General features: G+C 68.7%; 12 protein-coding genes. 7 read left to right on the top strand and 5 right to left on the bottom strand.

Annotated features, from left to right (window positions below; translation table 11 throughout):
- The first annotated feature begins 10 nt into the window (after positions 1–10).
- Positions 11–2,548 carry a glycogen/starch/alpha-glucan phosphorylase gene (locus KQ303_RS13130; protein WP_259730645.1) on the top strand — a complete coding sequence of 846 codons (2,538 nt, stop codon included), beginning with the start codon at positions 11–13 and terminating at the stop codon, positions 2,546–2,548.
- A gap of 13 nt (positions 2,549–2,561) precedes the next feature.
- Complete coding sequence (locus tag KQ303_RS13125; protein WP_259730644.1) at positions 2,562–3,620, top strand: acetate/propionate family kinase; 1,059 nt, start codon at positions 2,562–2,564, stop codon at positions 3,618–3,620.
- Positions 3,621–3,623: 3 nt separating this feature from the next.
- Here the strand turns inward: KQ303_RS13125 and KQ303_RS13120 are convergent, their stop codons facing one another.
- The 3 genes from KQ303_RS13120 to KQ303_RS13110 form a co-directional block, all read right to left on the bottom strand.
- Positions 3,624–4,103 carry a hypothetical protein gene (locus KQ303_RS13120; RefSeq protein ID WP_259730643.1) on the bottom strand — a complete coding sequence of 160 codons (480 nt, stop codon included), beginning with the start codon at positions 4,101–4,103 and terminating at the stop codon, positions 3,624–3,626.
- Between the two features lie 55 nt (positions 4,104–4,158).
- A complete protein-coding gene (locus KQ303_RS13115) occupies positions 4,159–4,500 on the bottom strand; it encodes a hypothetical protein (RefSeq protein ID WP_094513784.1) in 342 nt (113 codons plus the stop codon).
- 245 nt (positions 4,501–4,745) lie between these two features.
- Positions 4,746–5,405: a Coq4 family protein gene (locus tag KQ303_RS13110; protein ID WP_259730642.1), complete on the bottom strand. Its 660-nt coding sequence runs from the start codon at positions 5,403–5,405 to the stop codon at positions 4,746–4,748.
- A gap of 376 nt (positions 5,406–5,781) precedes the next feature.
- Here KQ303_RS13110 and KQ303_RS13105 point away from each other — a divergent pair, with 376 nt between their 5' ends.
- A complete protein-coding gene (locus KQ303_RS13105; RefSeq protein WP_259730641.1) occupies positions 5,782–6,375 on the top strand; it encodes a cytochrome b in 594 nt (197 codons plus the stop codon).
- A 76-nt stretch (positions 6,376–6,451) separates the two neighbouring features.
- On the opposite strand, the gene KQ303_RS13100 is transcribed toward KQ303_RS13105, so the two are convergent.
- Positions 6,452–7,600 carry a methyltransferase domain-containing protein gene (locus KQ303_RS13100; RefSeq protein ID WP_259730640.1) on the bottom strand — a complete coding sequence of 383 codons (1,149 nt, stop codon included), beginning with the start codon at positions 7,598–7,600 and terminating at the stop codon, positions 6,452–6,454.
- A 40-nt stretch (positions 7,601–7,640) separates the two neighbouring features.
- Positions 7,641–9,842: an FAD-dependent oxidoreductase gene (locus KQ303_RS13095; RefSeq protein ID WP_259730639.1), complete on the bottom strand. Its 2,202-nt coding sequence runs from the start codon at positions 9,840–9,842 to the stop codon at positions 7,641–7,643.
- Between the two features lie 128 nt (positions 9,843–9,970).
- Between KQ303_RS13095 and KQ303_RS13090 the strand changes: the two genes are divergently transcribed.
- The 4 genes from KQ303_RS13090 to KQ303_RS13075 form a co-directional block, all read left to right on the top strand.
- Entirely contained in the window at positions 9,971–10,768 is a 798-nt protein-coding gene (locus KQ303_RS13090) for a TIGR04282 family arsenosugar biosynthesis glycosyltransferase (RefSeq protein ID WP_311134170.1), read from the top strand.
- The gene (locus KQ303_RS13085; protein WP_259730638.1) at positions 10,671–11,420 is read left to right on the top strand and encodes a glycosyltransferase family 2 protein; all 750 of its coding nucleotides are present in this window, start codon (positions 10,671–10,673) and stop codon (positions 11,418–11,420) included. The genes KQ303_RS13090 and KQ303_RS13085 overlap by 98 nt, the downstream gene beginning before the upstream one ends.
- Positions 11,411–12,748 carry a hypothetical protein gene (locus tag KQ303_RS13080; protein WP_259730637.1) on the top strand — a complete coding sequence of 446 codons (1,338 nt, stop codon included), beginning with the start codon at positions 11,411–11,413 and terminating at the stop codon, positions 12,746–12,748. The genes KQ303_RS13085 and KQ303_RS13080 overlap by 10 nt, the downstream gene beginning before the upstream one ends.
- 25 nt (positions 12,749–12,773) lie before the next feature.
- The coding region (locus KQ303_RS13075) for a DUF547 domain-containing protein (RefSeq protein WP_259730636.1) at positions 12,774–13,576 on the top strand (803 nt) is incomplete at its 3' end.

Below are 13,576 nucleotides of genomic sequence, written 5' to 3'. Positions count from 1 at the left end.
GCCCCACTCGATGACCGACACCCAGGCCCGCCAGTTGCAGCTGCCCACCCCCGGCTGCTATGCCGATCCCCAGCGCAGCGGTCTCACGGCGGACGATCTGTTCGACAGCGTCACCGGTCACCTCTTCTACACACTCGGCAAGCTAGCACCGGTCGCCACCCGCCACGACGCCTACCTGGCGCTCAGCTACGCGGTGCGGGACCGGCTGATGACGCGTTACCTGGCGGGGGTGGAGGCGATCTCGGCCTCGCCACGGCGGGTCGTGGCCTACCTTTCGGCCGAGTTCCTGATCGGCCCCCAGCTCGGCAACAACCTGGTGATGCTCGGCATCCAGGACGAGGCGGCCGAGGCGATGCGTCGCTTCGGCATCGAGAGCCTGGAGGAGGTGCTGGAGGTGGAGGAGGAGCCGGGGCTGGGCAACGGCGGCCTCGGCCGCCTGGCGGCCTGCTACCTGGAATCCCTGGCCAGCCTGGAGATTCCGGCCACCGGCTACGGCATCCGCTATGAGTTCGGCATTTTCGATCAGATGGTGCGCGACGGCTGGCAGGTGGAGATCACCGACAAGTGGCTGAAGGGCGGTTGGCCGTGGGAGCTGCCCCGGCCGGATCAGGCCTGCACCGTGGGCTTCGGCGGTCACACCGAGACCTACCGCGACGCGCAGAACTGCCTGCGGGTGCGCTGGGTACCAGCGCAGCAGGCGATCGGCATCCCCCACGACGTGCCGGTGCTGGGCTACCAGGTGAACACCTGCGACCGGCTGCGGCTGTGGAAAGCGGAAGCCTCGGAAAGCTTCGACTTCTACGCCTTCAACATTGGCGATTACTACGGCGCCGTGGAAGAGAAGGTGGGCTCGGAGAACCTCACAAAGGTGCTTTACCCCAACGACGGCACCGATGAGGGGCGCCGGCTGCGGCTCAAGCAGCAGCACTTCTTCGTGAGCTGCTCGCTGCAGGACATGGTGCGCAGCCTCGATGCCCGCCAGCTGCCAATCAGCGAGTTCCCCGATCACTGGGCCGTGCAGCTCAATGACACCCACCCGGCCATCGCCGTGGCCGAGCTGATGCGGCTGCTGATCGATGAGAAGCACCTGGAGTGGGATCAGGCCTGGGACATCACCACCCGCTCGCTGTCTTACACCAACCACACCCTGCTGCCGGAGGCGCTGGAGAAGTGGGGCCTCAATCTGTTCAGCAGCCTGCTGCCGCGCCATCTGGAGCTGATCTTCGAGATCAACCGGCGCTTCCTGCAGACGGTGCGCATGAAGTACCCCGGCAACGATCAGATCCTGAGGCGGGTGTCGATCATTGCCGAGGACGGCGAAAAGGCCGTGCGCATGGCCAATCTGGCCACCGTGGGCTCCCATCACGTCAATGGGGTGGCGGCGCTGCACAGCGAGCTGGTGCGCACCGAGCTGTTCCCCGATTACGCCGCCATCTGGCCGGAGAAGTTTCTCAACGTCACCAACGGCGTGACGCCCCGCCGCTGGATCGCCCTCTCCAACCCGCTGCTGCGCAGCCTGCTGGATGAAACGATCAGCTCCGACTGGGTGCGCGATCTCGATCTCCTGCGGGAACTGGAACGCTTCCAGCACGACAGCGCCTTCCTCGAGCGCTGGGGCCAGATGAAACTGGCCGTCAAGCGGCGGCTCACCACTTACGTGCACCAGACCACGGGCCTGCTGGTGGATCCCGCCACGATGTTCGATGTGCAGGTGAAGCGGATCCACGAATACAAACGCCAGCACCTCAATGCACTGCAGGTGATCGTGCAGTACCTGCGCATCAAGCACGGACTGGCCGATGGTCAGGCGCCGCGCACGGTGATCTTCGGCGGCAAGGCGGCCCCTGGCTATTACATGGCCAAGCTGATCATCCGCTTCCTCAATGGCATCGCCGATACGGTCAATGCCGACCCCGACATGGACGGGCGGCTGCGGGTGATCTTCCTGGCCGATTACAACGTGAAGCTGGGCGAGCGGGTGTACCCCGCCTCCGATCTTTCCGAGCAGATCTCCACCGCTGGCCTGGAAGCCTCCGGCACCGGCAACATGAAATTCGCCATGAACGGCGCCCTCACGATCGGCACCCTCGATGGCGCCAACGTGGAGATCCGCGAACAGGTGGGCGAGGAGAACTTCTTCCTGTTCGGCCGCACCACCGACGGCATCGAGGCCCTGCGCCGCGAGGGCTACCGGCCGTGGGAATGGATCAACGGCATGCCGGAGCTGGCCGAAGCGCTGCGGCTGATCGAGCAGGGCCATTTCAGCAACGGCGACACCGAACTGTTCAAGCCGCTGCTGGAGAACCTCACCGGCCGCGATCCCTTCTTCGTGCTCGCTGATTTCACCGATTACCTGCGCGCCCAGGATGCGGTCAGTGCCGCCTGGGCCGATCGGGAGCACTGGAACCGCATGTCGCTGCTCAACACCGCACGCACCGGCTTCTTCTCCTCCGACCGCTCGATCCGGGAGTACGCCGAACGCATCTGGAAGGTGAAGCCCTTTCCGATCACGATCAGCTGCGCCATCGAAGGGGCCGAATCCCCCTGAGCCGGAGGCCGCCATGGAGCCCAGCGCAACGCAGGCCGCCGATCTGGTGCTGGTGCTCAACGTGGGCAGCTCCAGCCTCAAGGCCTGCCTGATCGACCCGGCCGGCACGCGGCTGTGGCAGGACCAGCGCCCCTGGGATCCCGCCGCAGCGGACGAGGTCCTGGCGTCGTTCCTGCCACAGGCGCTGGCCCCGTGGCGTCAGCGCCTGCTGCTCACCGCCCACCGGGTGGTGCACGGCGGTGCCGCGCTCACGGAGCCCACCTGGATCACCCCGGCGCAGGAGGCGGCCCTGGAGGCGCTGGTGCCCCTGGCACCCCTGCACAACGGGCCGGCGCTGGTGGTGATCCGCTGGATGATGCGCTGGCTGCCGCAGCTGCCGCAGTGGGCCTGCTTCGACACCGCCTTTCACGGCACCCTGCCGCGGGCGGCTTACACCTACGCCATCCCCGCCGCCTGGCGCGCCGAGGGGTTGCGGCGTTTCGGCTTTCATGGGCTCAACCACCAGCACGTGAGCGAAGTGGTGGCGGTGCCGCGGCTGATCAGCTGCCACCTGGGGGCGGGCTGCTCCCTGGCGGCGGTGCGCAACGGCCTCAGCATCGACACCACGATGGGCTTCACGCCGCTGGAGGGGCTGGTGATGGCCAGCCGCAGCGGCTCGGTGGATCCCGGCCTGCTGCTCGATCGCCTACGGCAGGGCATGAGCGCTGCTGAGCTCGATCACGCCCTGCAGCACGAAAGCGGCCTGCGGGGGCTCTCGGAACTGAGCGGCGACATGCGCAGCCTGCGGCAGGCGGCGGCGGCGGGCCACACCGGCGCCCAGCTGGCGCTGGAGGTGTTTATGCACCGACTGCTTCAGGGCATCGGCGCCATGGCCGCCAGCCTGGGCGGGGTGGACGCGATCGCGCTCAGCGGCGGCATCGGCCAGAACGACTTGCTGCTGGAGCAGGAGCTGCGGGAGCGCCTGACCTGGCTGCCACCGTTTCAGCTGCTGCGCGTTGCCGCCGATGAGGAGGGCATGGCCGCCCGGCTCTGCCGCCGGGCCAGCGGCGGCACTGGGCCGAGCGAACACTGACGCTCAGCTGCGATCGGGCAGATCGGGGGTCTGGTGCAGCAGACGGTTGAGACGCAAGCGATCGGCATTGAGCGGATCGGGAGCCAGCTCACCGGCCGTTTCCCGGAACTTCTGCTCCACCTCCTCCGGCACCCGCACATCAAAGATGCGCTCCATCAACGCCTCAATCGAGAAGAGGTGGGCATTGATGTTTTCGAGGTCACTGATCGCCTGCTGCAGGCTGTCCTGCTCCGGCGCGTCGTCGTCAGAGGCCTGGGCATCGGGCGCAACGGAAGCGGCGGTGGCAGCCGCGGCATCGGTGGCATCGTCGCCGTGGGTTTTCTGCAGCTCTTCCAGCACGCGGCCCGCCAGGGTGCGGAAGGCCTGAAGGGCAGCCCAGTTGAGCTCCTGCTGTTGACGCAGGCTGGGGTTTTCGCGGATCAGTCGGTCGTGCTCCCGATAGAAACGCTGACAATCAGGGCATTGGCAGGGCTCTTCGGGCACCGCGCTCCCTTGGTTCTTCTCAAACCATCATGCCATTGGACGCCAACCTGTGCCGTCAGGCGAGATCGATACAGGAATCCCCGGTGAAATCATCGTCACCGAAGAGGTCGCCATCCTCCACCTGGGCGGCAGGCAAAGGAATTTCGATCGTGCTCACCACCTGAATCACATCGCGCAGCCGCATCGAATCGGCGAACCAGCTCATCGCCTGCTCCATGTCACCGCGCCGCTCCGCCTCGCCGGCCTGCTCCTCGTGCGCTTCGGTGAGCAGGGCCAGCCAGCAGAGGCAACGGGCCTGCACCACGGAAAGATCGAGCTCATCGGGCTGGCCCCGGGCGATCCTTTCGCTCTCCTGCTGCACCAACAGCCTCAGCCGCAGATCATGGAGCTGGGTCATGCTCAGAAAACGACCTCCCCTACACTAGTGGCGGTGGCCCGTTCAAGCACGGCACCAGTGGTAGTGCCTGCTACCCCTCTGCAAGGTCTCTATGGCCGCGAAGCGAGGTGGTGAGGTGCGGCGGTGAACCGTGTCTGCGGTTGTTTCCTGCCGCTGGCAGTGCCGGGGCCGGGGCCTGGTGAGTGTCGTTGCAGCGGTTCCCGCACGTCGTGCGGCGGCCGGCGGCGGCGTTCCGGGCCCAGGCTTCAGGCGTTGAGCGCCGCAAGGCCCAGATCCTGGCGCCAGTCGCTCAATGGGCGTTCCCAGTGGGCTTCAAAGCGCTGGGCAATCACCAGGCAGCCGGCCGAGAGGCCCATGGCAAAACCGTTGCTCAAGGCCTGCAACAGCGGGGCGATCGGTTCATCGTCCTGGAGCGTTTTCAGCAGGCCGCCGAAGATCAGCATCACCGCCAGCGGGGAGCGCACCTGGGCCAGATTGAAGGCCTGCAGACCGAGCTCGCCCACCCCATCGGTGCCGAAGCCGGTCAGCACATGCACGATGTCGTGGGTTTCGCGCAGGCGGTGCACCAGGTAGTCGGACGCGGATGTGATCGGCGCAGGGTCAAGCAGCGCCTCCGGGGACAGGCCCTGCTCGCTCAGGTGCCGGGCATAGGCATGGCCGAGGCTGCCTACCGGCATGGCTTCGAGCGCCTCAAGATTCAGCGGCTGCGGTCGCCAACCTTCTGCCACCAACGCCGCCATCTGCGGGTTGGCGAGCAGATGGCGGTGCATCTGATTGGACAGCGGACTGTTCTGCAGACTCCGCACCACCGCAAACACGCTGTCGAGCTGGTCGGGGTTGCGCAGAAAGCCGCTCAGTGCCGCCACCATGCGCAGCGACTGCAGGCGCTGGGGGAGGTTGAACATGTGAGCGCTGGATGATTGCGACCATGTTGCCACCGCTGCGCCAGGCGGCCGGCGCAGATCACCGTGATTCCAACGCCCTTCGAGGGATGCGCCGATCCATGAACGCCACAGCGCAAGCCATAGCAAGGTGAACAACATCACCGCAACTGCACCACAGTTGTTGACTCTGCTGCAGTGAACAGCGCAGTCAACGCAAATGGGGAAGAGCCAGCCCGACGGACAGTGCCAACGGCAGACTGCGAGCCTGGCGAACAGCGAGCCTGGAGAACAGCGATGTGTGTCAAGTGGAGATAATCTGGCTACACCGGAGTTCGCGGTTGGTTGCCGATGGCACAGCCGCACCCATCAGGCCCTTCCGCTGGCTGAGAGCCACCCGATGAACCAAGACCTCACCACACCCCGAAGACCACGGCTCACCTCGGCCTTTCAGCGGCTGATGTCGGTGCATTGGTGGATGGCAGGGCTCTATCTGTTGTTGTTCAGCGGCGGCGCCTTCATGGCCCAGCTGAGTCGCGAGGTGTCTTTTCGTGGCTCTCTTTATGACATCCACAAATCAATCGGCCTGCTCACCATCGCCCTGCTGCTCTGGCGGATCGTGGTGCTGCTGCAGGTGTGGTGGAAAAAGTACACCCGGCATCTGCCTCGGCTGAGCCCGCAATGGTGGCGCAACATGCTGCTCCATACCCTGCTGTATGGCTTCATGGTGGTGGTTCCACTGGCCGGATTGCTGCTGTCCAATTCTTTCAAGGCGGGCAATGTCGCCTTCTTCGGCCTCGTGATTCCCGATCTGTTTCCTGAAAACAAGGCGATGGTGGAGCTGGGCCGCAGCCTGCACTTCTGGCTCGCTTACACCTTCCTGGGCTTCATCGTTCTGCACACGCTCGCCCAGTGGCGCGTCGTGCAGGCCAACCTGCGCCGGCTGGGTGACACCATCAAGCGCCGGCGGGCCTCAGAGGTTGTTTCCCACTGAAGCGGTCGGCATCGGCGCTCTGCTGCTCAAACGTGCGCCATGGCTTCGATCAGAGGCCGCGCAGCGGCAGCGCCGATCAGCAGCAGGAGCCGCTCGTTGCGGACGTGGCCGCCGCAGGCCCGTCGAACGGCAGGGCCGTGCCGCAGCCCTCGAACAGGCCGTAGTGGCGGCTGAAATCGCCGATGAAGCTGAAGTGGGGGGCCAGGCGGCTGTCGGCGAGCATGCGGAAGGTGTTGCCGCAGACGGGGAACACCTTGCCGGCCTCGATCCAGTGGTGCTTGTCGAAAGGCAAGGCGTGGGGGTGCTCAGCGATCGTGCCGCGGTAGATCACCGCTTGGCCGTGGTCTTCGCAGGCATCCTCCAGCTCGGGGAGGTGGAACAGCCGGTAGGTGGCGGAGAAGAAGCGGATGGCGCCGGTGCGGCCGGCCAGCTCGGCATCGGTGATCTCCAGGGGCCGGTCGCTCACCAGGCGGGGATCGGCGAAGCCGGCCTGACGGGCCAGGCGCAGGAAGTCGTTCCAGTAGAGGGCGCCGCTGAGGCATTCGCCGTAGAGCACCGGATCGTGACGCAGCGCCTCGGGCACGCGCCGGTCGGCGTACACGTCGGCGAAGAAGAACTCACCGCCCGGCCTGAGCAGGCGCCGCACCCCGTTCAGCACGGCCAGCTTGTCGGCCGAGAGGTTCACCACGCAGTTGGAGATCACCAGATCGAAGCTGCCGGGCTCCAGGGGCAGCTGATCGAGCTGCTCGATACGGCCCTCCAGGAACGTCACATTGGCGAAGCCGAACTGGTCGGCGTGGTGCTGCTGGTGCCGCCGGGCCACCGCCAGCTGCTCGGGCGTCATGTCCACCCCCACCACCGCGCCGCCGGGCCCCACCAGCTGGGCCAGCAGGTACACATCACGGCCACTGCCGCAGCCCAGATCCAGCACCCGCAGGCCCTCCAGCAGCGGCGGCACCACCAGGCCGCAGCCGTAATAGCGCGACAGCACCTCGGGATGGATGCGGGCCAGCAGCGGACGCAGGGCCTTGGGCACGCTGCTGGCGTCGCAGCAGGCGTCGGTGCGCAGGTCGGCGCTGCTGCTGAGCGTGGCGCCGTAGTACTCCTGCACGCCGCGGCTGACGTCGGTGGTGCTGGTGTAAGGGGTGCTGGTGGCCGCCGGGCTGCAGCAGCTGGTGTCGGTGGAAGGGGCGTCGGCGCTGCTGGTGTGGGTGGGGCTGGCCATGGAAGGGTGCAGGGGGATGAACGGGAGAGCTTCGGGGGGCTCAGCCGCGCCGTCGCCAGGCGTGGTAGCGGCGCAGCCAGGGCATCAGGTGCTGGGGCACCCGCTGCTTCTTCCAGCTGGCGGCGGCGTACTTGTTGGCCTCCGCCATGGTGGGGTAGGCGTGAATGGTGGCAAAGATCCGGCCCAGCCCCAGGCCCCACGTCATCGCCAACACGAACTCGGCCAGCAGTTCGCCGGCGTGCTCGCCCACGATCGTGGCGCCGAGGATGCGGTCGCTGCCTGGCTGGGTGAGCACCTTCACGAAGCCCTGCTCGGCGCTCTCCACGATGGCGCGGTCGAGTTCGTGCAGGGGGAAACGGGTCACGTCCACGGCGATGCCCTGCTGAGCGGCGTCGGCTTCGGTGAGCCCCACCGTGGCCACCTCCGGTTCGGTGAAGGTGGTACGGGGGACCACCCGGTAGTCGGCCTTGAAGGCGCGCAGGTTGCCGAACAGGGCGTTCACCGCTGCATACCAGGCCTGGTGGGCGGCGGTGTGGGTGAACTGGAACGGTCCGGCCACATCGCCGGCGGCGTAGATGTTCGGGTAATTGGTCTGCAGGAAGGCGTTGGTGGTGACCGTGGCGCCGGTGGGGATGCCCAGCTCCTGGAGGCCGTAGCCCGAGAGCCGGGCGCGGCGGCCGAGGGCGCAGAGCACGGCATCGCAGACGATCGCCCGCTCCTCCTCCCCCTGCCGCAGCCGCACCGTGATCGCGCCCTGGGGGCCGGGCTGGCGCTCGAAGCCGAGCACCGTGGTGCCCATCAGCAGGGTGATGCCGTCAGCTTCCAGGGCCCGTTGCACCTCGGCGGCCACGTCCGTGTCTTCCTTGCTGAGCAGGCGCTGGCTGCGCTGGATCTGGGTGATCGGCAGGCCCAGCTGGGCCAGGGCCTGGGCCAGTTCGCAGGCGATCGGCCCGCCCCCCAGCACCGCCAGCCGCGGCCGCTCCAGGGCGCAGCTGCCGAGCCAGCTCCACACCGTTTCGCTGGTGAGCAGCGGCACCGTATCGCCCCCCGGCCAGTCGGGCAGCACCGGCTCGGCGCCAGTGGCCAGCACGATCGCGCGCGCCGTGAGCGTCTGCGCTTCCCCCTCGGGCCCCTGGATCGCCACGGTCCAGGGATCAAGCAGCCGAGCCTGGCCGCGCAGCACCTCCACCCCCAGGCCCTCGTAGCGCTCGACGCTGTCGTGGGGCGCAATCGCCTCCACCTTGGCGGCCACCCGCGCGAACACCTGGCGCACGCTCAGGCGCGGCTCCACCGGCTCAAGGCCGTAGCGGTCGGCGCGACGCATGCGGGCCGCCAGCCGCGCCGAGCTGATCAGTGCCTTGCTGGGCACGCAGCCGGTGTTGAGGCAGTCGCCGCCCATCTCGGCGCGCTCCACCAGGGTCACCCGCGCCTTCACCGTGGCGGCGATGTAGGAGGTGACCAGTCCTGCCGCGCCGGCGCCGATCACGATCAGGTTGCGGTCGAAGTGGCGGGGGCGCCGCCAGGGGCGGTAGAGCTGCCAGATCTGCCAGCGGCGGGTGGCCGCCTTCGCCAGCCAGGGGAACAGGGCCAGCAGCAGCAGCGAGCCCAGCAGCGGCGGGCTGAGGATGCCGCCCAGGCCGCGCAGCTGGGCCAGCTGGGTGCCGGCGTTCACGTACACCAGCGTGCCGGGCAGCATGCCGATCTGGCTGGTGAGATAGAAGCTGGCGGCCCGCATCGGCGTCAGCGCCATCAGCAGGTTCACCAGAAAAAAGGGGAACACCGGCGCCAGCCGCAGGCTGAGCAGGTAGAACACCCCATCGCGCGCCACGCCCGCCTCGATCGGCGCCAGCTGGCGGCCGAAGCGCCGCCGCACCAGATCGCGCAGCAGGGTGCGGGCCACCAGGAAGGCCAGCAGGGCGCCAACGCTGGAGGCGAACGACACCAGCAGGGTGCCGAGCCCCAGGCCGAAGAGCGCCCCGCCGGCCAGGGTGAGCACCGCGGCCCCCGGCAGCAACAGGGCCGTCACCAGCACGTAGAGGAGCATGTAGGCCCCGGCCACCAGCACCGGCGCCTGCGCCCGTCGCTCCAGCAGGGCGCCGTGGGCGCGCTGCAGGCCCTCCAGGGTGAGCTGGCGGTGCAGGCCCAGAGCGAAGAACAGCACCACCACCAGGGCGATGGCGGCGATCAGCAGCAGCTGGCGCCAGCGGGGCCGGCCAGAGGGCGGTGAACCAGACGCAGACATGGAGGAGGCGCTTCCCTAGACCTACCGGCAACAGCGTGGTGTGGATTGGCCAGCGACACCGTGGCGTGAACCGGCCGGCTGCATCGTGGAGCGGATTAGCCGGCGAGACCTTGATGTGAACCGGCCGGCTGGGGCAGGCAGCAAACCGGATCGGCCACTGGTGGGTACTGCCTGGGTGGCCACCCTGGAGGGCTCCCCCCCTGCTTCCGCCCGTTCGAATCGTCATCCTCGCCAAAGCGCCCGTCCCGGGGCAGGTGAAGACCCGGCTGGAGCCGGCCCTGGGACCGGCCGGCGCCGCGCGGCTGGCCGAACGGCTGCTGCGCCGGACCATCCGCACCGCCTGTGCCAGCGGCCTGGGCGTGGTGGAGTTGTGCACGACTCCTACTCCCGACCATCCGGCCTGGCGGCGGCTGAACCTGCAAGCGGAGCTGGCCTGGAGCGTGCAGGCCGAGGGGGATCTCGGTGCGCGCCTGGCCGCTGTTGCTGAGCGGGTGCAGGCGACAGGAGCGCCTGTGGTGCTGCTGGGCATGGACTGCCCCGGCCTCGGCGTGCAGCATCTGCAGGTAGCGGTGGCCCAGCTGGCCGCCAACCAGGCCGCGCTGATTCCCAGCCGCGATGGCGGCTACGGGCTGCTGGCGCTCAGCCGCTTCGCTCCCTCCCTGTTCCGCGCGATCCCCTGGAGCACGGACGTCGTCTGCGGCATCACCCGCGAGCGGTTGCGCACACTCGGATGGTCGTGGGGAGAGCATAGCCCCCTGGCCGATAGCGACGAACCTGCCGATCTGGCTTGTCTGCCACTGGGACTGCGCGCACACCTCGAGACCTGTCATGGCCATCGATTCATCCCAGAGCCGACCGGAGCCCCAGCCCCCGTTCGCCAGGGAACTGCTCGACAGCCTGCAGGTGGTGATTCCGGTGCGCAATGAACGATTGACGATCGCCCATGTGATCGGCCAGCTGCACCAGCAGGGGCTGCGTCGCATCCGGGTGGTGGACAACGGCAGCAGCGATGGCAGCGCCCTGATCGCCGCCGCGCAGGTGGCTGAGGTGCTGAGCGAGCCGCACCCCGGCTACGGCAGGGCCTGCTGGCGCGGCTGCCTCCAGCTCGACCCCGCGGTGCGCTGGCTGCTGTTCTGCGATGGCGACGGCAGCGATCCGATCGAGGAGCTGCCCCGCTTCCTGCCGCTGCTGCACGACCACGACCTGCTGCTGGGCGATCGCACCGCCACCGCCGCCGGACGGGCGGCACTCACCCCCCTGCAGCACTGGGGCAACCGCCTGGCGACGGGGCTGGTGGCCCTGGGCTGGGGCTTCCGCTACCGCGACCTGGGGCCGTTGCGCCTGGTGCGCCGTTCCGCCTTCGAGGCGATGGGCATGCGCGACAGGGGCTACGGCTGGACACTGGAGATGCAGGTGCGGGCGATCGAACTGGGCCTGCGCATCGGCGAGATTCCCGTCTCCCACCGGCCGCGTCTGGCTGGGGACTCAAAGATCTCCGGTCGCTGGCGCGCCAGCGTGCGGGCGGGAAGCGTGATCCTCTCCACCCTCGGCCGGCTGTGGCTGCGGCGATGGCGTTGAGACTCCAGCTGTCGGCGGGGCTGCGGCAGGCCTGGCTGCGGCAAATATGGCTGCGCCAAGCCTTCAGCGCCCTGCTGCTGATCGGCGGGGCGCTGATGATGCGCCCCCACGGCGATCTGTTAGACCCCGCCAACCTGCAGCCGTTCTGGCTGGCGGCAGCGGTGATGGGGGCGGGCTTTGCCCTGTCCTGGTCGCTGGCCGCGCTGCCCCGGGCGCTGTTCTGGGCGGTGGCCGTGCTCACGCGGCTGGCGCTGCTGGGCATGGAGCCCGGCGATGACATCTGGCGCTACCTCTGGGAGGGGGGGATCCAGCTGCAGGGCTTCAGCCCCTACGACCTGCCGCCGGATGCCGCGGCGCTGGAGGGGCTGCGCACGCCCTGGTGGCCGCAGATCAACCATCCCGGCACGACCGCCATCTATCCGCCGCTGGCGCAGCTGCTGTTCCGGCTGCATGCCGCCGTGGCCCAGCAGGCGCTGCTGTTCAAGCTGTCCTTCACCGCCGCCGACCTGGCGATCTGCGGCCTGCTGGCGGCGCGTTTCGGGGCGGCACGCACGGCGCTCTACGCCTGGAATCCGCTGGTTGTTTACGGCATCAGCGGCGGCGGCCATTACGACAGCTGGTTCCTGCTGCCGCTGGTGGCGGCCTGGCTGCTTAGCGAGCGCACGCCCGGACCCCAGGGCGCCCGCGCACAGGCCGGGGTCGACCTGTTGCTGGGCCTGAGCGTGGCGTTGAAGTGGATCACCGTGCCGCTGCTGGTCCAGCGGGCCTGGAGCCGCTGGCGGCAGACACGGCGGCCCGGGCCGCCCTTGGCCACAGTCCTGCTGGGGCTGGCCCCCCTGCTGCTGGGGGCCTCCCTGTTCTGCGGCCTGCGCAGCTGCCCGCTGGTGCCCACCGGTTCCAGCTTCGTCCGCCACGGCCGCAGCGCCGAATGGTTGCCCCACTGGATCGGCCGGCTCTGGCCCTGGACGCTGCAGACCAATGCCGTGCATGGGCTGCTGCTGCTCCTGGTGGTGGGGGTGCTGCTCGCCGGCCGGGCGCGGCTGGGGGTGTTCGCCTGGCGCTACCTGCTGGCCCTGCTGCTGCTCTCCCCGGTGGTGCACGCCTGGTATTTCATCTGGCTGATGCCCTTCGCGGTGCCCAGCCAGAACTGGGGGGCGCGGCTGGTGAGCCTCTCGGCGTTCGTGTATTTCGTGCTGCTCTCGCGGCTGCCCGACTGGCAGCTCACCACCCCGGAACGGCTGCTGCTGTGGCTGCCGCTGCTGCTGGGTCTGCTGCTGAGCCTGCGGGGGGAACACCACGACCGAACCGAACCGTCCGCTCAGCGGTAAACCCCTGGTCTGCTTTCGCCCTGCCATGGCTTCGCTTCGTTGGCGTGTCCCGTCGCTGGCGCTCAGCGGGGTGCTGCTGCTCAGCGCCGCAGGCTGCGGCGGCGGGGCGGCCGCGCTGATCGGCCGCCAGAGCAGCGGCAGTACAACGGCCACCACCCCCCAGCCGCGCCTGGATCCAGCCCCCTTCAATGCCGTGCTGCAAGCGGTGGTGGACGCGCAGGGGCTGGTGGACTACGACACCCTGCAGCGCGATCCGGCCCAGCTGAATCGTTACCTCAAGGAACTGGCTGCGCTCATGCCCCAGCGCTTCGCCTCCTGGCCGGAGGCCGATCAGATCGCCCTGCTGATCAACGCCTACAACGCCCTCACCCTGCGCTCGATCATCGATCACAAACCAATCCGGCCCAGCATCAAGGACATCCCCGGCGTGTGGAAGTTCCGCCGCCACGCGCTGATGGGCCAGCAGCTCACCCTCGATGCGATCGAGCACGAGATCCTGCGGCGCGAGTACAACGAGCCCCGCATCCACGCCGCCCTCGTCTGCGCCGCGATGAGTTGTCCGCCGTTGCGTGGCGAGGCGTTCACGGGCGCGGAGTTCGAGCGGCAGCTGGAGGACCAGAGCAAGCGCTGGCTGGCCAGCAGCGTGGGTCTGCAGGTCGACCGGGCCGCCGGCACCGTGGGGATCTCGAAGATCTTTGAGTGGTTCGGGGACGACTGGAAGCGCGCCGATCCCAAGGCCGCTCCCGTGCCCGGCCACGCCCAGCAAAGCGCGATCCTGCGCTTCATCGCCCGCTTCCGGCCGGCCCCCCAGCAGCAGCTGCTGCTGGG

The organism is Synechococcus sp. CS-1333, assembly GCF_025128015.1.
Lineage (GTDB): Bacteria > Cyanobacteriota > Cyanobacteriia > PCC-6307 > Cyanobiaceae > MW101C3.
The sequence above is the reverse complement of the archived record's forward strand: the minus strand, read 5'-3'. Positions and strand labels throughout refer to the sequence as shown.